The sequence below is a fragment of the Cognatundibacterium aquatile genome (genome assembly GCF_014699135.1).
Taxonomy (GTDB): Bacteria; Pseudomonadota; Gammaproteobacteria; order Burkholderiales; family Burkholderiaceae_D; genus Undibacterium; species Undibacterium aquatile.
Map to the genome: position 1 here is coordinate 348,502 of NZ_JACOFT010000004.1, position 18,477 is coordinate 366,978.

General features: G+C 49.3%; 15 protein-coding genes. 2 read left to right on the plus strand and 13 right to left on the minus strand.

Annotation, left to right across the window (positions count from 1 at the left end):
- Positions 1–86: 86 nt before the first annotated feature.
- From H8K26_RS13210 to gloB, 3 genes are all read right to left on the minus strand, one after another.
- Positions 87–662, minus strand: a complete 576-nt coding sequence (locus H8K26_RS13210) for an elongation factor P (RefSeq protein WP_186885261.1) — start codon at positions 660–662, stop codon at positions 87–89.
- A 126-nt stretch (positions 663–788) separates the two neighbouring features.
- Positions 789–1,970: an elongation factor P maturation arginine rhamnosyltransferase EarP gene (gene earP, locus H8K26_RS13215; protein WP_190480107.1), complete on the minus strand. Its 1,182-nt coding sequence runs from the start codon at positions 1,968–1,970 to the stop codon at positions 789–791.
- Positions 1,971–2,027: 57 nt separating this feature from the next.
- Positions 2,028–2,813 carry a hydroxyacylglutathione hydrolase gene (gene gloB, locus H8K26_RS13220; RefSeq protein ID WP_190480109.1) on the minus strand — a complete coding sequence of 262 codons (786 nt, stop codon included), beginning with the start codon at positions 2,811–2,813 and terminating at the stop codon, positions 2,028–2,030.
- An 8-nt stretch (positions 2,814–2,821) separates the two neighbouring features.
- On the opposite strand from gloB, the gene H8K26_RS13225 reads away from it, so the two are divergent.
- Both H8K26_RS13225 and rnhA read left to right on the plus strand, forming a co-directional pair.
- The gene (locus H8K26_RS13225) at positions 2,822–3,583 is read left to right on the plus strand and encodes a class I SAM-dependent methyltransferase (RefSeq protein WP_190480112.1); all 762 of its coding nucleotides are present in this window, start codon (positions 2,822–2,824) and stop codon (positions 3,581–3,583) included.
- A gap of 2 nt (positions 3,584–3,585) precedes the next feature.
- On the plus strand, positions 3,586–4,032 hold the full coding sequence (rnhA, locus tag H8K26_RS13230) for a ribonuclease HI (RefSeq protein ID WP_186885265.1): 447 nt from the start codon (positions 3,586–3,588) through the stop codon (positions 4,030–4,032).
- A 117-nt stretch (positions 4,033–4,149) separates the two neighbouring features.
- On the opposite strand, the gene H8K26_RS13235 is transcribed toward rnhA, so the two are convergent.
- The 10 genes from H8K26_RS13235 to H8K26_RS13280 all read right to left on the minus strand — a co-directional run bounded on the left by H8K26_RS13235 (position 4,150) and on the right by H8K26_RS13280 (position 17,404).
- Positions 4,150–4,791, minus strand: a complete 642-nt coding sequence (locus H8K26_RS13235; protein ID WP_190480114.1) for a chloramphenicol acetyltransferase — start codon at positions 4,789–4,791, stop codon at positions 4,150–4,152.
- 153 nt (positions 4,792–4,944) lie between these two features.
- Positions 4,945–5,880 (minus strand): transaldolase, encoded by a 936-nt coding sequence (gene tal, locus H8K26_RS13240; protein ID WP_190480116.1) that lies wholly within the window; start codon positions 5,878–5,880, stop codon positions 4,945–4,947.
- A 22-nt stretch (positions 5,881–5,902) separates the two neighbouring features.
- The gene (gene selD, locus H8K26_RS13245) at positions 5,903–6,961 is read right to left on the minus strand and encodes a selenide, water dikinase SelD (RefSeq protein ID WP_190480118.1); all 1,059 of its coding nucleotides are present in this window, start codon (positions 6,959–6,961) and stop codon (positions 5,903–5,905) included.
- 184 nt (positions 6,962–7,145) lie between these two features.
- Entirely contained in the window at positions 7,146–8,585 is a 1,440-nt protein-coding gene (locus tag H8K26_RS13250) for a DEAD/DEAH box helicase (protein WP_190480120.1), read from the minus strand.
- Positions 8,586–8,941: 356 nt separating this feature from the next.
- On the minus strand, positions 8,942–10,123 hold the full coding sequence (bcsZ, locus tag H8K26_RS13255) for a cellulose synthase complex periplasmic endoglucanase BcsZ (RefSeq protein WP_223827016.1): 1,182 nt from the start codon (positions 10,121–10,123) through the stop codon (positions 8,942–8,944).
- A 187-nt stretch (positions 10,124–10,310) separates the two neighbouring features.
- Positions 10,311–11,105: an enoyl-ACP reductase FabI gene (gene fabI / locus H8K26_RS13260; protein WP_186898057.1), complete on the minus strand. Its 795-nt coding sequence runs from the start codon at positions 11,103–11,105 to the stop codon at positions 10,311–10,313.
- A gap of 628 nt (positions 11,106–11,733) precedes the next feature.
- On the minus strand, positions 11,734–13,449 hold the full coding sequence (locus H8K26_RS13265) for an ABC transporter ATP-binding protein (protein WP_190480122.1): 1,716 nt from the start codon (positions 13,447–13,449) through the stop codon (positions 11,734–11,736).
- A gap of 9 nt (positions 13,450–13,458) precedes the next feature.
- On the minus strand, positions 13,459–14,562 hold the full coding sequence (locus tag H8K26_RS13270; RefSeq protein ID WP_190480125.1) for an ABC transporter permease: 1,104 nt from the start codon (positions 14,560–14,562) through the stop codon (positions 13,459–13,461).
- 12 nt (positions 14,563–14,574) lie between these two features.
- Positions 14,575–15,513, minus strand: a complete 939-nt coding sequence (locus tag H8K26_RS13275; protein WP_190480127.1) for an ABC transporter permease — start codon at positions 15,511–15,513, stop codon at positions 14,575–14,577.
- Between the two features lie 34 nt (positions 15,514–15,547).
- Complete coding sequence (locus H8K26_RS13280) at positions 15,548–17,404, minus strand: ABC transporter substrate-binding protein (RefSeq protein WP_190480130.1); 1,857 nt, start codon at positions 17,402–17,404, stop codon at positions 15,548–15,550.
- Positions 17,405–18,477 lie beyond the last annotated feature (1,073 nt).

Genomic DNA, 18,477 nt, shown 5'->3' on the forward strand with positions numbered 1-18,477 from the left:
AATTGATTGGATTAGGGAGTTGAACGTGGCTAAAACAGGCGAAAAAAAAGCTACTCAGTGAGTAGCTTTTTTTGATTCTGATGAAATCAGTTGCGAACGATACGTTTGTATTCGTTTGTGCGTGTATCGATCTCGATCACGTCATCCTGGCTGACGAACAGCGGCACTTGCACGGTATGTTGATGCGCTTCGATCGCATTTTCGATCTTCGCTTCTTTCAATACGTTACCGGAAGTATTGCCTTTAACTGCAGGCTCAGAGTACACGACCTGACGTGCAATTGTTGTTGGCAATTCAACAGAGATCGCTTTGCCATCATAGAAAACAGCTTCGCATTCCATGCCGTCTTTCAGGTAATGCAATGCATCGCCCAGATTTTCTTCTTCGATTTCATACTGTTCGTAGTCAGCATCCATGAATACAAACAATGGATCAGCGAAGTAAGAATAAGTTACTGGCTTTTTGTCGAGGACAACAACGTCAAATTTGTCATCGCCACGGAAAACACTTTCCTGTGGGCTGTTTGTCAGAAGATTTTTCATCTTCCATTTGTAGGTGAAGCCTGTGCGGCTTGAACCGTTGACATCAGAGCGCAAGACGATCATAGGCTTGCTATCGACCATAATAATGTTGCCAACACGAATTTCTTTTGCAGGTTTCATAGCGAATAATTATAAAAAGTAGGTTGCATAAAAATCATCTGTCGCCTACTGGCAGAACGCCCCGCAAGCCCGTTTGATTCAATTTGAAAAACACATTAAAAATTAACCGCGTATTTTACCTTATTTTTATTCATTATTTACACTTTGCTGATGAACTGTGTGAGCAAACTTCAGTAAATTTGATGTCATATCGCCATTGGCAATCAGTTGCTGCTGCCATTGCAATGCCAGATCAGTCATTTGTTGCATGTCTGTTGTCAATCCTTGCCACACGGTGTCCCACTGAATAGGGGGGGGCGTCACACCATTCCAGGCGAGCATCATCGCCGCAAGCTTGTTGCTATTAACTCCGTAACATTGCAAGAACGCGTTCAGCTTTACATGATGCAAATTTTCATCTTGCGGATAGATATGCCAGATAAATGGTTTGCCTGCCCATTGCGCACGGACAAACGAATCTTCTCCGCGGACAAAATTCAGATCGCACGCCCACAGCAGTTTGTCATAGTCAGGTTGCGGTACAAACGGCAGTACGCGTATGGTTAGTGCACCGATCGTGGTAACGCTGCCAGCTGTTGCGGGTTGGCCTGTGAACGCCTGAACCGCTTCCACAGCAACACCTTCCGGCACCAGGCAGGTGATGGGCGTTGCATTGTTTTTCCATGCATCAAACAAGGCGGCTGCCGGGGCATGTGGGTAGCAGAAAAGTGAAACCTTCAGCGAGTTAATTTCGTCTGTGGTTAATCCTAAGCCGGAGAGAAACGCAGCGATTGCCGCCGGGTCTGATATAAATTGCTGACGCTGCTGCTCTAATTCTGACTCTATCAGGAGTCCGCCGGTTTTGCTGTTAAATCCCGGGAAGAAAAAATATTTTGTGAGTGGCAGTGAACCGTGAGGCGATGACAGCGTATGGCAGCCTTCCACCCATGCTTCCGCACTTAAACCTTCCAGATTCAGCCATACTGCGCGAGGTCGGCGTTGCGCCATTGCCTGAATGTAGGCCGGGGGAATGTCGCAGGCAAAAAATTCAATGACGATGTCGCTGATATCTTCCGGCGTAAATGTACCGTTCTGGTTGCGCCAGTGATGCACGGTGACTCCGGCGATGTTCTGCGTATCGATATTCAGTTTTACGTCAGGACAAATCCGCTGAAAGCTGCGCAGATCATCTACCCACAAGTGGACGTTGATGTGATGTTCGCGCTCCAGTTGTCTTGCCAGACGCCAGCAGATACCGATGTCGCCGTAGTTGTCGACGACCTTGCAAAATAAGGTCAGGGATTTTAAGGATTGAACTTGTTCAGACATGAAAAAATCAGTAACGTTGTTGAAGCCGTGCTGAGGGCCAGATGCGGCTTCTCGATATTATCGGTAATTGTTTTTCCACTCGCGCAAGGCGGCAAAAGTGGAAGCATCATCTTGATGTGCAGATATTTTTCCTGCACTTAGCAGTCGTGCAATAACAGCAGGTTCGCGGCTGCGCAAAAATGGATTGCTGTGCTTTTCCAGTCCTATCTGTCCCGGCACTGTCGGTATGCCTTCATCTCTTTTGCGTTGCTCGCGGAGTAAACGTTCTGCGATGGCCTGATTATCGGGTTCAACTTCTTTGGCAAAGCGCAAATTAGACAGTGTGTATTCATGCGCGCAATAGATCGCCGTATCGTCGGGCAGGGCAGCAAGTTTATCAAGTGAAGACAACATTTGTACGGGCGTTCCTTCAAACACTCGCCCGCAACCACCGGCGAAGAGCGTATCGCCGGAAAATAACCAGTGCTGCGCTGACGCAAAATAGGCGATATGCCCCAGCGTGTGACCCGGCACCGCGATCACTTGCAGCGCCCAGCGCATCTCAGGGATATCAACGATGTCGCCTTCTGCTAAGGGATGGCTGACCGCCTGAATACCATCATTTGCAGGGCCATATACTGGCACGTTAAAGTGCTGCAATAACGCCGGAACGCCGCCGATATGATCACTATGATGATGCGTCAGTAAAATGGCTGACAATGTCAGTTGATGTGTTTCAAGCGTCTTTAAGATAGGGGCCGCATCTCCGGGGTCTACGACTGCCGCATGTTTGCCGTCGTGGATGACCCACAGATAATTGTCGTCAAAAGCGGGCACAGTCAATATACTCAGAGAATTCGTCATAGACACGTATGGAAGCTGTGGAAAAGAACATTATAGACCTCGATACCTGGCTGGAGTTACCTGCGGGACGGTATATTCGCGACTGGGAAGAAGCCTTGTTGGCGAAGATCACAGTTGATATATTCGGTTTTAATGCATTGCAGATCGGCTTGCCGCAGATTAACGCACTGGCGGCGAGTCGTATGCCGCATCGATGGTGTTCAAATCCGGATTTGACGAATCTGACGGAAGAAAATGCGAGCCGGGTCGTGGTGACGCATGATTTTTCTGAACTGCCTTTTGAAACGCAGAGCATAGACCTGATAGTGTTGCCGCATGTACTGGAATTTGCTGCGGAGCCGCATCAGATGTTGCGCGAAGTAGAACGGGTGTTGATTCCTGAAGGCAGGTTGATCGTGACGGGTTTCAATCAGACCAGTTTGTGGGGCGCAAGACAATTTGTCGGGCGTCTGAATAAAAACTATTATCTGCCGCATGAAGGCGAGTTCATCAGCCCGGCCCGTTTGAAAGACTGGCTGAAATTGTTAAATATGGAAATCGGACAAGTGCATTTCGGCTGTTACGCACCGTCTTGTCATACTGAAAAATGGTTGCATCGTTTTCAATTCATGGAAAAAGCCGGACAACGATGGTGGCCGTATTTCGGCTCAGTCTACGTCATGCAGGCAATTAAACGGGTGCGTGGCATGCGCATGATAGGGCCTGCATTGAAGCAGAAGCGTGTTGTACGCGGTGCCGCCATTCCGGTCGCAAATAAAGCAAAAAAATAAATATGGATAAGATAGAAATTTATACAGATGGTGCTTGTAAGGGAAATCCCGGTGTCGGTGGTTGGGGCGCTTTGTTGGTTGCAGGAACGAAAGAAAAAGAGTTATTCGGCGGCGAACGGGAAACCACTAATAACCGCATGGAGTTAATGGCGGTGATCCGCGCGCTGGGTGCGCTGAAACGACCATGTCATATCGTTTTGCATACCGATAGTCAGTATGTGTTGAAGGGAATTACAGAGTGGATTACTGGCTGGAAAGCCAAAGGCTGGAAAACGGCGTCGAAGGCTCCGGTCAAGAATGTCGATCTCTGGCAGGAACTTGATGCAGCACAGTTGACGCATCAGATTGAATGGCGCTGGGTACGTGGACATACCGGTCACCCCGGCAATGAACGCGCTGATCAGTTAGCCAATCGCGGCGTTGATCTGGTCTTGTCTGGCGGGGCTTGAGGGCATTGCGTTCCATCCATTCCCATTCCTGATGTGCCGTGTTGACGCTGGTGCTGGCGGGTACTGGCTTGTGCCTTGCCAGCCCGCATGGAATATAGGCTGTGAGGCATGCCAGAATTATGCTTCTGGTAGTTCGCTCATGCCCTGTTGCAACCGGCTCAGAAATTGATGGATGTGGTAAGCATCAACCAGTCCGTGATGAACGAAGCTGGCGACAGGTAACTGCATTTTTCCATCTTGCAGATGACATTTTCCTGCTGATATTTTCGGTACGCTATCCATGCCATCATGACGGCGTGCATGCGTGATACCCGTAAAATTAATCCACGGCATCGCAGAAAAGTGAATCGCGTCGTTGCGTTTGCATTCATCGGTAAAGCACAGACCTGTGCCATTTTTTACTTTGTCCATCGCGCTGTTCGCATCTGTTGAAAATACGGAAAAATCCTCGTGAAACTGTATCGGGCAAAAGCCAAAGGTGTTATCTGCGCGGCTGATGGTGGCATTCGCGTGTATCCGTGCATATTCAATGACTTGCCCGTCTTCGATGCGATAGCGCATTGCTTCTGTATCGTTAATTGCCTGTAAAACGCGATGCAGATAAAACAGAAAGAAAGATGTTTTGGTTTGCTTGCAATATTGATAGGCGGCGTCACAGTCTATATTGGCGACGATGCCGTGAAATGGTTCGTCGCATTGGGAAAAGAAAGCGAAGTGTTCGCGTCGGTTCCAGCTTGTCAGATCAATGACTTTTTTCATACGGATGTCGATATAAAAACAGGGATAGAAAATTCTATCCCTGCGATGGCTTTGTTGCTGTGCTGTAGATCAAAAATGAACAACAGCGCTACCGCAATTGTTCAGCCGTTGTGCGTGCAATACGATTGAATACGCTGGCGTGTTCAGTGACACTTATTTTAGCGCTGCAATCATTTGTTCCAGCTTTACCGTATCTGCGCAGAATGCACGTATGCCTTCCGCCAGTTTTTCGGTTGCCATCGCGTCTTCGTTAAGTTGGAAGCGGAATATTTTTTCATTCATACCGATTTTTTCCAGATCAGAAGAGGCTGCCACTTCTGCGCTCAGCTTTTGTGTGATTACTGAGTTGGTATCAGCAAGCTTTTGCAGTAAATCCGGGCTGATCGTCAGTAAGTCGCAACCCGCCAGTTCGAGAATTTGCGAGGTGTTGCGGAAGCTGGCACCCATGACTTCGGTTTTGTAGCCAAATTTGCGATAGTAAGTGTAGATTTTTTTGACGGATAACACGCCTGGATCATCGGCGCCAAAAATTTCCTGACCGGTTTTTGCTTTGTACCAGTCGTAGATACGCCCGACAAATGGTGAAATCAGTTGCGCGCCAGCTTCTGCACAGGCAATCGCTTGTGCCAGTGAGAACAGCAGGGTCATATTACAGTGGATGCCATCTTTCTCGAGTATTTCTGCGGCGCGTATGCCTTCCCAGGTCGAGGCAATTTTAATCAGTACGCGTTCGCGTGATACGCCAGCGGCTTCATACATCGCGATCAACTGGCGGCCTTTAGCGACGGTTGCTTCGGTGTCAAAAGAGAGGCGGGCATCGGTTTCAGTTGAAACACGACCAGGAATTTCGTTCAGAATTTGCTGGCCGAAGGCGATCAGCAGATGATCGATCGTCTCATCGATGGACTTGCCCGCAGTATCTTTGACTGCTTTTTCCAGCAAGTGTTTATATTCTGTTTTTTGAACAGCCTTCAGAATCAGCGATGGATTCGTGGTGGCATCGCGCGGTGTGTAGGCCTTGATTGCCTGAAAATCGCCGGTATCGGCAACGACAGTCGTATATTGCTTCAGTTGTTCTAATTGATTCATATCTTCGGGCTATTCAAAAAAATCAGGGGTTAACTTCAACTGCAGGTAAGCCTGCAACAATATCACCAATGACGGCCGCTTCAAAGAAGCCACCTTCACGGAAAATCGTTAAAACAGCGTCTGTTGCTGACGCATCACAGGAAACTAATAATCCGCCGGAGGTCTGCGGATCGGTCAGCAATGCCTGTTGCGCAGCGCTGATGCCAGCATTCAGTCTGACCTTATTTCCGTAGGCTGCCCAGTTTCTGGCGGAGGCGCCAGTGATAAAACCCTCAGTTGCGAGCTGCTCTACTTTGTCCAGCAAAGGAATGTCCTGCATGCTGAGTCTGGCAGTGACATTGGCGCCGCGGCAGACTTCTAATAAATGCCCGAGCAGACCGAAGCCGGTGACATCTGTCATCGCGTGTACGCCGTCGAGTTGGGATAGCTGTTGTCCCGGGCGATTCAGCTTGGTCGTGCTGTTGATCATGCTGGCGTAACCTGCGTCATCCAGCGCTTGTTTTTTGAGCGCGGCAGACAAGATGCCTACGCCAAGAGGTTTGCCAAGGATGAGTTTGTCGCCAGCTTTGGCATCCGCATTGCGTTTCACTTTTGATGGATGTATCAGGCCCATGACGACCAGACCATAAATCGGCTCAACCGAATCTATCGTATGGCCGCCTGCAATCGGAATGCCGGCTTCGGCGCAAATGGATTCTCCACCCTGAATAATTTTTCCTATGACATCAAGCGGCAGTTGATTGACCGGCATGCCTACCAGTGCCAGCGCCATGATGGGCGTGCCACCCATGGCATAGACATCGGAAATAGCATTGGTGGCGGCAATGCGGCCGAAATCGAATGGATCATCGACGATGGGCATAAAAAAATCAGTGGTGGCGATCAACGCCTGCTCGTCATTGAGTTTATACACCGCAGCATCATCGGCCGTTTCTATGCCGACCATTAAAGCGGGCGGCACTGGAAAACCACTGGATTTTTTGAGAATTTCAGCGAGAACGCCGGGAGCGATTTTGCAGCCACAACCGCCACCATGGGAAAACGATGTCAGGCGAACAGCAGGTTCAATGTTGGTGGTCATAGATCATCAGGAGAGTGCGTTCATCAAGCTGATGATTATACGCCGGGGACGCCAGTATAAAAAAAGCGACCACCGTAGTGATCGCTTTTTTGTGATATTGCTTATCTGGCAAAAGCTATATCGACGTACTATGCAGCAGAATGAAGCCGCACCACCCGTTGTTCAGCTCCGTGCCAGCAGGCGATTAATAGTCGCCAAATGAACGACGTGCGCCACCTTCGCTGGAACGATTGCCTTTATAGCCGCCGCTGCCTTCTTTACGTGGCGCAGCGCCTGTGCCTGCACCAGCTGGTTTGCTGAATGAGCGTTGACCTGGTTTGTTGTTACCAAAGCCGCCACCGCCTGGTTTGCGGTTGTCGCCCGGTTTCCAGCCACCTGGTTTGCGCGCGGCAGAGCGCGGTGCAGATGCTGTTTTCTTCGGTTCAAAACCTTCGATTACATCGACCGGGATCAATTGTTTGGTAAAGCGCTCGATGCGTTTGACATGCATACCTTCTGCGTGATTGACCAGCGATACTGCCAGACCTTTACGGCCTGCGCGACCAGTACGGCCAATGCGGTGTACGTAATCTTCAGGAAATTTAGGTAAGTCGTAATTGAATACGTGGGTGATGCCTGGTACGTCGATACCACGGGCAGCAACATCAGTTGCGACCAATACGCGGATCTGACCACGACGCAAACCGTCCAGTGTGCGGTTACGCGCGCCCTGATGCATGTCGCCATGCAGTGCAGCAGCGGCAAAGCCAGCGATATTGAGGCGATCTGCAATCGTATCTGCATCACGTTTAGTCGCAGTAAATACTACGGCCTGATCCATGGATTCGTCGCGCAACAAATGGTCGAGCATACGATTTTTATGGGACAGATCATCCACGAAGTGAACTTTTTGCTGGATGTTTTCATGTTTGCTGGCAGAGCCTGCAATCTGAATCACCATAGGATCTGTCGTGATGCGTTTTGCCATGTTGCCGACAACGCCATCAAGCGTCGCAGAGAACAGCATGGTTTGACGTGTGGCTGGTGTCGCGGCAACGATTTTTTCGATGTCATCAATGAAGCCCATGTCCAGCATACGATCTGCTTCATCGAGTACCAGCATTTGCAATTCAGAGAAGTCGATTTTGCCGGAATCCATATGGTCGATCAGACGACCTGGAGTCGCGACCAGAATTTCAGGATTGCGCGACAACAACTGCATCTGTTTTGGGTAAGGCATACCACCCAGAATCGATACGGCTTTGATACGGCGTGAATAGGCGCTGTATTTGTCAGTTGCGGTTGTGACTTGCAACGCGAGTTCGCGTGTTGGAGTCAATACCAGCATTTTTGGTTTTGCTGCGACGAAACGAGGACGGTCGCCACGTGAGCGGGCGGATTGACGTTCCTGATTTGGTGTTTTGCTGTTGTCGTAAGTAACAACTTCAGCGGAAATTAATTTATGCAAGGCTGGCAGCATGAATGCCGCAGTTTTGCCGGAGCCGGTCTGGGAAGAGACCATCAGGTCACGTCCATTGATCGCTGCGGGAACGGCTTGTTCCTGTACTGGTGTTGGCTTGGTATAGCCGGAATCTGTCAGGGCGCGGATCAGGTTGGCGTGGAGGCCTAGTGCTTCAAAACTCATGGAATACTTTCGTAAAAATTTAGCGCGATGAGAAACTAACGCGCGCAAAAATGCAGCGCCAACCAAACGAAATAAACACAGAGAATCCAACAACGGACGACAATGAGATTTCGGCACAAAAGCTTTGCGCCAGGATGATGTCTTTGGTGTAACCAGACATGCAGGGCGGGAGGGCTTTTACATGCTAACTCCGGTACGGAGATGCACAGGCTTGCGATGCTACAGTTTTCTTTACTGCGTTTTATTGCAGTGCAAAAACGAAATGATACATGATTTTACGAAAATTAGCACCAGTTTTTAACAATTGCAGCGACCTGTCTTAGCTGAACGGGCAAGTTTCATCGCGTGCGGGCGGCTTATCTGACTTTTTTGCAGATCTTCTGCCAGGCCATTTCCGCTTTTCCTTTTGCAGAAAATGCATAACGTTTTTCGCGCCAGCCGAGGGCAAATAAGGATAAGACCTGATCGTAATATGCATCGGCCTTGATGGCTTGTGCTTCCAATCGCAATTCCTGCTGTTGCAGCGCTTTACTTGCTTTGCCGGCCTGCAGGAAGGGTATCAGTGCGGCAGAAAATCCGGATGAGCCCGGGCTTTTCACTTCGCCAGTCATGATGTTGACGAATTCCGGCGGATAGCCTTTCATCTCGGTTAGTTTTGCCATTGGTGACAATGCCTTGATTAAGGTGGCGCGATCGGGGTCGTGCTCGTTCATCATTCCCGCCCATAAGTACACCCGGATGGCGTTGTAACCGCCATCGCCTTTTTCTGCGCCGTTGATATCAGCGGTAAATCCTTTTTCGGGATGAAACAATATCCAGTCGGCGGTATACCCTTTTGGTGACGAACCAAGAATGATCTGCATGGATGAGGCCAGCAGTTGCTTCCAGCGTGGATCTTTATCTGTGCTGCCAAACCAGCGCAAGAGTTGAATCGGCAGGTAACTGGCATTGAGCTTCCAGGACTTATCCGCTAGCGCAAATCCCGTTGGCGCGGGTAACAGCGTTAAGCCCAGTTTGGGGATGTCCGCCGTTTCTTCGTTCAGGATGCGTTGCGCAAGTAATTTTGAGAGCGCCGTGTAGCGCTTTTCATTCCAGGCATCGCCCGCCAGGCCAAGCGTGTAGGCGATCCATAAGTCGGCGTCGGATGCCGCATTTTTATCGATGATGCCCCAGGTTTCATCGGCACGTTTGCCCCATTGCCAGGCGGGTAGGTGGGCGGTCAGATCACCGTAGGCGAGATTGTTTTCTGTCCAGCGCAGGAGTGTGTCAAAACTTGCCCTGTCATTGGCGATCAGAGCGAAGAACAGTGCATAAGCCTGGGCTTCGGAAACAGTCGGTTTGATACTGCCGCTGTGATCGATTACGCGACCATCGGCGGTGATAAATGTTTGTTTGAAATTCGACCAGGCCGGCCATGCGGAATGGCATCCGTCATTCTCTGCCCATACATGATTGCTGCTGGCAAGGCCGATCAGACAAATCATCAGGACTATCAGTTGCTGAGTCAGTTTTGTGGGAAGCTGAAAAACGGCGCGCATAGTATTGAGTGAATTCGTGGCGTATGACGAAGGGTGGTGCTACGTTGATTTTGTCCAAGTGTAATCGATTGCAAAACGATCACGAGATTCTTGTTGAAATTGATGGCGTACGACAATACGACAATACAACAGGCGATAAAAAAGGTGCAGCCAGTGCACCTTTTTAAATGCCAGTATGTAGCGCTTCTTAATGGTTGTAAGAATCGGCATTCAGACCCATCACATGCGAGAAGCCACCGTCAACATAAGTGATTTCGCCGGTGATGCCGTTGGCCAGATTCGACAACAGGAATGCTGCGGTATTGCCGACATCTTCGATAGTCACATTGCGACGCAGTGGTGCATGGTCAGCCACGAAGCCCAGCAGCTTACCGAAGTCTTTGATGCCAGATGCTGCCAGTGTTTTGATCGGACCAGCAGAAATACCATTGACGCGTATGCCTTTTTTGCCGAGGTCTTCTGCGAGGTAACGTACAGATGCTTCCAGCGATGCTTTGGCCAGACCCATCGTGTTGTAATGCGGAATCGCACGAATAGCGCCGAGGTAAGACAGCGTCAGCAAGGCAGAATCTTCGCGCAACAGAGGCAGGGCCGCTTTCGCCATAGCCGGGAAACTGTAGGCAGAGATGTCATGCGCAATGCGGAAGGCTTCGCGTGAAAAGCCGTCGAGGAATTCACCGGCAATCGCTTCGCGCGGGGCAAAGCCGATTGCATGAACCAGACCGTCAAGACGGTCCCAATGCTGTGCCAGATCTTTGAAGGTAGCGTCGATTTGTTCGTCGCTGGAGACGTCGCAATCGAAAATCAGTTTGCTGTCAAATTCTGCTGCGAATTCGGTAATTCTGTCTTTAAAACGATCGCCGACATAGGTAAATGCGAGTTCAGCACCTTCGCGTTTGCATGCCTGTGCGATGCCGTAAGCGATAGAGCGATTCGACAGTAAGCCGGTGATCAGAATTTTTTTGCCTTGCAGAAATGCCATGTTGACTCCAGGTATTGTCGTAATGCGGATGCGGCTGTTAGCCGAAAATGCCTTGAAAGGCCGCATCAATATTACGATGTGGTTTTCGGTCATTTTTAAAAGCCTGTTTTACTTTCAAGCAGGTTTTTAAAAATTTTCCTTTACTGATTACTTTCACCAGCTTCTTATTAAGCCGGTTTTCGTTGCTTTCCGGGTAGCGGGGGGCAACAACAGGTCGGAATTGTAGATGCTTCGCGCAAATCGGGCAAATACTAACTTTCAATCAAATGATGGCAGTTGGACGATCAGTCGGAGACAAGTGCAAGCCCGGATGTTTTAATGCTGCACCGGCGGGCGGCCTTTGTTTCTGATCGCGATCACAACATCCCGTATCCATGCTTCTTTATTGCGAAAGACTGGCTTAACTTCGCCTAACATGCATACCTTGATTTCGTTTTTCACAGCTGATGTGCACAGAAAAATAAGCGTGATCAACTGGTATTTTTACTCTAAATATACTCCCCCCAGTATATTTTTAATGCCCAATGTTTATTCGGACTATTCAGCTGTTTTTAAGCATACTCCCCGAAAAAGATTATTTGCAGAGGGCCGGGTCAGATTCGCCCGGCACCATTACTCCATCGTCTGCTCAGATGCCGCCGTTAACATGCGCTGCTTGCAACCCGCGCGGTATCGCTTGCAACAGAGTTTGGGTATAAGGTTGTTGCGGATGCAGATAAAGCTCATCCGAATTCGCCAGTTCCACCACTTTGCCTTTATTCATTACCATGACCTGATCGGCGATGTATTTAACGACCGCCAGATCATGCGAGATGAAGATATAAGATAAGCCGAATTCTTCCTGCAAATCCTGCAGCAGATTCAGCACTTGTGCCTGCACCGAGACATCGAGGGCTGATACCGATTCGTCGCAGATCAGCACTTCCGGTTTCATTGTCAGGCAGCGCGCAATCGCAATCCGCTGGCGCTGGCCGCCGGAAAACTCATGCGGATAGCGGTGAAAGGCCGCAGCAGGTAAGCCGACCTTATCGAGTAACTGCATTGCCATCGCCACTCTTTCATTATTGCTGGCACCGATCTGGTGTATCAGCATAGGCTCCATCAGGATCTGGCCGATGGTGAAACGTGGATTGAGTGATGCGTAAGGATTCTGGAAGATGATCTGGATCCGGCGCTTGTACGGTAAAAACGCTTTGTCCGACATCGACAAAATATCTTTGCCGTCAAAGATAGCTTGTCCGCTGGTGGCCTGATGCAGGCGCATCAGCGTTAAGCCCACCGTGGTTTTACCCGAGCCGGATTCGCCGACCACGCCCAGCGTTTTGCCACGGGCGAGTTTGAAGGAAACATTCTCGACCGCTTTGAATTCTTTTTTGCCGAAGAAGCCATCGCGTGTAAAAAAGCTTTTCCCCAGATTATTGACTTCGAGGATGATTTCTTCATCGCCGCGAATGCCGCGCTGTCTTTCATTCTGCGCGGGCAGGGCACCTTGATGATGAATGAAATCGGCGATAACGGGCAAGCGCCACGGGCGGGTATCAAGCGACGGGCGGCAATGCAGCAGCGCCTGCGTGTAAGTGTCTTTCGGCTGCTCGAAAATCTGTTGCACAGTTCCGGCCTCGCGGATGACGCCATGCTGCATGACGATGACGTGATCGGCAATTTCACCGACCAGTGCCAGGTCGTGAGTAATAAACAGCACCGACATTTTGTGTTTCACGCGCAGGGCATCAATCAGATCGATGATTTGCTTTTGTATCGTCACATCCAGCGCGGTGGTCGGTTCATCGGCGATCAGTAATTTAGGCTCGCAGGCAATCGCCATTGCGATCATCACGCGTTGTTGCTGACCGCCCGACATCTGGCTGGGATACGCATCCACTTTGGAGTGCGGGTCTGGAATGCCGACTTCTTCCAGCAGTGCAATCGCTCTGGCACGCGCCTGCTTGGCATTCATGCCCATGTGCAGGCGCAGGACTTCGGCGATCTGAAAGCCGACCGTGAAGACCGGATTCAGGGACGTCATCGGCTCCTGAAAAATCATGGAGATATCTTTGCCGCACAGCTCGCGCCGTTGTTCTGTGCTGAGTTCCAGCAGGCTGCGGCCTTCAAACAGAATTTTGCTGTCAGAAGCAATGCTGGACGTGTCCGGTGGCAGCAAGCCCATTACGGCCAGTGAGCTGACCGATTTGCCGCTGCCCGATTCGCCCACCAATGCGACTGTAGCGTTATGCGGAATCGTGAAGGACACGCCTTTAACGGTTTCTACACTGTCTTTTTTATTGATGCGAAAAGAAACGCGTAAATTCTCGACCTGAAGTAATGGCGAAGTAGAGTGAGTCATCGTGTTTCCTTATTTCAGCTTAGGATCAAGGGCATCGCGCAGGGCATCGGTGAACATAGAAAATGCCGTCACCAGCACCGCCATCGCGGTGGTCGCCGCTACCAGTTGCCACCATTTGCCGAGGATCAGTTCATTCTGGGCTTCATTGAGCATGCTGCCCCACGACACGGTGCCGACAGGAACGCCGAAGCCGAGAAAGCTCAGTATCACTTCTGATTTGATGAAACCGACCACCAGTATCGATACTTGTACCAGCGCAACGTGGCTGACATTCGGGAAAATATGGATGAACATTTTACGGAAATGGGTTGCGCCGATGGCATCGGCGGCCCAAACATATTCACGTGCTTTGTGCTTCATGTATTCGGCACGCATCAGTCGGAAAGGGCCAGTCCAGCCGGTGAAAGCCAGAATCAGGATGATGGTGGAAACGCCTTTTTGCTGCAAAACGGCTGCAACCGAAAGTACCAGCAGCAAGTAAGGGATAGACGTGAAAATGCTGTAAAACCAGTTAAAGAAATCATCGGTGCGACCGCCGAAATAACCGGCAAATGCGCCGAATAAAGTGCCCAGTAATGTTGCCAGTACTGCGGCAACCAGACCTACCACAATCGAGGTTTCTGCGCCTTTAATCGTTTTCTTGATAATGTCATGCCCCCATTTGTCGGCACCAAAAGGGAGGGTGCTTGCACGTTCTGCGACGATGGCTTTGCCAGACTTGGCCAGTGCGGTATTGATGTCGGCCATCTCTTTTGCCAGCGGATCACTGATGCCATAAAAATCCAGTGACTCAGTTTGGCCGGAAGTCTTCTGACGCAATTCGCGCAAGACATCTTTCAAAGGATCGAGCGGATTTTCTGCTGTGTTTGCCTGAGCTGACTGAGCAGCATCCATTTTTTCTGGTGGCGCATCCGCGCCGATAAAGTGTGGCGGTGCGTAACTGACGCCTGTTTCCTGCTCCCAGTCGGCGGCAATCATGCCGCTGGCTGACAAAATGAGCATCAGCAAAAATGCCGTGACGATGGCCAGTGAAACCATGGCAATTTTGTCGGCACGCAAGCGACGCCATGCGAGTGTCCATAATCCCGGTGATGTGTGTGGTTGCATAGTCATGATGTGCGATCCTTATTTCAACTGCACGCGTGGATCAACCGCCTGGTACAGCAGATCAGTCAGTAAGTTAAATATCATGGTGGCTGCGGCGACATAAACCGTAATTGCTTTGATGACGGGAAAGTCGCTGCGTTCGACTGCGAGTATCACTTCCCGGCCGATGCCAGGAATCGAGAAAAAGCGTTCAATCAAAAACGCACCGATCAGCAGGGCAGGTAAGTTCGACATCACATGGGTGATGATGGGTATGGAGGCATTGCGCAGCACGTGTACCCATTTCACACGCCGTTCTGGCACGCCCTTGGCACGTGCGGTACGTACATAATCCTGATTCACTTCGTCGAGAACAAAACTGCGGAATAAGCGCAGATTCGGTGCGACACCAACCGCCAGTGCAATCAGAATCGGCAGGGCGGAGTATTTGAATAAATTTTCGCTGAAGCTGTTGCCCCATCCTTGTACCGGAAACAGGCTTAACTGATACGCGAAGAAGTACTGGCCGACGATGATGTACACCAGAATGCTGATGGACATACCTACCGTGCACGCGATCATGACTGTACGGTCAGTCAGCGAGCCGCGTTTAAATGCAATGGCCAGCGCGAGCGCAATGGCGATCAGTGTTTCTAAGATCGTCAGTGGAATCAGCACCGTCAATGAAGGACCGAGACGGCTGCCGATAATCGACGATACCGCCTCACCGGTACTCCAGCTATTGCCGAAATTAAAGGTCAGAATTTGCTTGATAAAAATCCAAAGCTGAACATAGTAAGGTTGGTCTATGCCCAGTTGGGTGCGGATGTTCGCGATTTGTTCGACGTTAGACATTTTGCCTGCCAGAAGGTAGGCCGGGTCGCCGCCGACCCAGTTAAACAGGAAAAATACCAGCAGGATCACACCCAGCATGGTGGGTGCCATTTGCCACAAACGGCGCAGAATATAAGCGGTCATGAGATGTCCCGGAAAAACGGATAAAGGTGATGCATTACTTGTTTTTATCGATGTCGATGTAGGTCCACTCGACATGCATCACAGGATGCTTTTTATAACCGATGACCCGCGCTTGCGAGAGCATATTGCGGTAACGCGCATAACCGATTCTTTGCGCCGAATAGACTTCCATTATCCGCGCCATTTTGTGATACAGCGCGTCACGTTCTTCGCCTGCTGGCAATTTTTGCGATGCTTCATACAGTTTGTCGTATTCAGGAATCGCAACGCAGCCATTGTTATTCATATGAATATTCTTGCTGTAAAACAGCTGCATAAAATTGTCGCCGTCGGGATAATCGGCAATCCACGGCGAAATACGTTGTGTCAACTGGCATTGCTTTTCTGCTTTCAGAATTTCAGCAAAAGGACGGAAATCCACTTTCATACGGATGCCGACGCTGTCGTAAGTTTTTTTCCAGACTTCTGCTTGTAATTTGCCGCGTGATTCGGTTTGCGCCGTATAGGTGATTTCCAGTGGCTGACCATCTGGCAGGGTGCGGTAGCTGTCTTTTCCTTTCTTGTAGCCGAACTGATCAAGCAGCGCGTTTGCCGCAGCCGGGTTGTATTGAATGCTGCTGCGGTATTTTGGATCATGTCCAACTACGCTGGGAGGGATGGGAAATTCAAGCGGAACCGCTTCGCCGTTATCGACAATCCGGATTTCGTCCTCGACTTTATGCGCCATGGCCACCGCACGGCGCAGGGCGACTTTTTCTTTACTCAGGCCACCCCAGACAGGGTCTTGCATATTCCAGTAATAAATCGTTAGCTCTGGATCGATAATGCGCGAGAGCTGCACGCCCTTTTTTTCGAATTCCGGTTTCAGCTTGCCGTTTTTCATGACTTGCGGGGCGAGTCCGCCGTAAAGCTGAAATAAGTCGACTTCGTCTTTTTGAAACGCTAGCAAGCGAGATTGATCTTCGAGGATGACGTTGACGATGACTTTGCCGATTTGCGGCATGCGCTTGCCTTTCATCGCCTTAACAATTTGCTGATCCGCTGGATCTGCGCTGGCGGCATAATCCCAATAGACGGGACGATAGTCCGGATTTGCTTCCAGTACCATTTTCGATCCACGTACCCACTCTGTTAACTTATAAGGGCCGGTGCCGACTGGATTCGCCATCGCCAAGCCCTGTAAGTCCTGATATTTTTCTATGACTTCCCGTGCGACTGCCGACATCGCGGCATACGATAAAATCATCGGTAAATTGAAATCAGGGCGGCTGAGATGTATACGTAAGGTGTACTTGTCGACGATTTCCAGTCCCGGAATTTTGACGTCGTAGTCGAATTTCCCGGTTTTTTTCGCTTTGGCGGCATAAGCATCCAGACCAATAATCTTATCTTCCAGCAACCAGCGGTGGCTTGATGCGATTTTCGGATCCATTAAGCGCTTGAAAGAGTAAACATAATCTTCCACCGTCAGTTCACGTTTTTTTCCTTTGAACGCGTCATCCGGGGTGAAGTAAATGCCTTTCTTGAGACGTATCGTGTAGTTTTTTCCATCCGCAGAGACTTCTGGTAATTCTGCAGCAGTCTCAGGAACGACTCTAGCTGGGCTGGCGAGATAGTCGTAGCTGAATAAGCGTTCAAAGACAACTTCGTTAATCGTATTTGAATATAAGTCGCGCGTTGCAGCGGGATCGAACCCGGTTTCCGCAACTGGAAAGATCGTTCTTAAGACTTTTGTCGGATCGGCAAAACCCGCGTCTTTATTGGGCGGGGTTGCGTTACTGATTTCGCAGTACAGCGCGATAAGGAGAAAACTACCGATGGCACACATCCGTTTGTATCCGAGCAGATGCATGACCCCGGCATATTTGTTTTTTGCGAACTTAAAATTCATATAGCAATGTCTCCAACTTCCAGATATGACCAACCTCAGTGGCACTGATTCCGGCCACCTGATGCAGTCATTTGTTAATCTGATGAAAAGGCGGAGGAATTTCTTAGTAGTGCGTCGTAACCTTATCTTAAGTTTCTGGAAATAAGGAGATAGGAAGAAAATTTTTATTGCTTTTGATTGCACTTAAATGGTGCGATTTTGCACATTTAGAGGCAGTGATCTCAGTTTAAGTGACAGATAATAAAAAATTTTTGCTGTCATGCATTAAAAAGCAAAGAAAAATTGGCGCAACTTTTGTGGGATTTCAGCCGATATTTCTATTGAAAGTAAATTTTATTCAGTCCTGAGTATTCGGTAGCGAATAATTCTGTGAAAGTTTTTCATAGGGAGAGCCTTGCACTAATTTTATGCTGCAAGGCACAAATTAATGCATTTCCTTTATTTTTCTTTTTTTGGCAGAATAATCGCTGTTGTTTTTCTGTGGAATACTATTTGCTAGCTATTGACAGTTGATGGCGAGAAATGGTTTTATGCGCCTTCGGAAAAATTTGGCAGATAAATTTACATATTTTTCTGTAGAATATAAGTTTATTTACATCAAGTTACGTTGGACAAAAATATTTACACGAAGTTGGTTTTTTTACTTCGCAGTCTGATAAATTGATTCGTGTAAATGTGTAATGTTTTGAGCAACCGATGCTCGGATATATTCAGATCTCGGTAATCCGCTTGGATTAAATGCGAATTTGCGATTGCAGAATTGATCGTCGTTGCTGCGGTAGTTAAAGCTGAATAACGGATTGAAATTCTGGTCTCTATTTTGCTTAAGAAAAACCGGTGCGTTCTGTGTAGGAAACTACTGACCGCATAGCGTATTTATAATTGTTTTTGTTTGAACCGTTTTGACGTGAGTCAATAGTAGACCTTGTGGGGTTGGAGGAGTATTAATGGATTTTTCAGATCGCCAGCAAGAGCCGGGCAAGAAGTTCCTGGGCATAGGGCTGGTCATAGCGTTTCACGTAGTGCTGGTGTATGCACTGCTCAATGGCTTGGGCACCAAGCTCATCGAAATC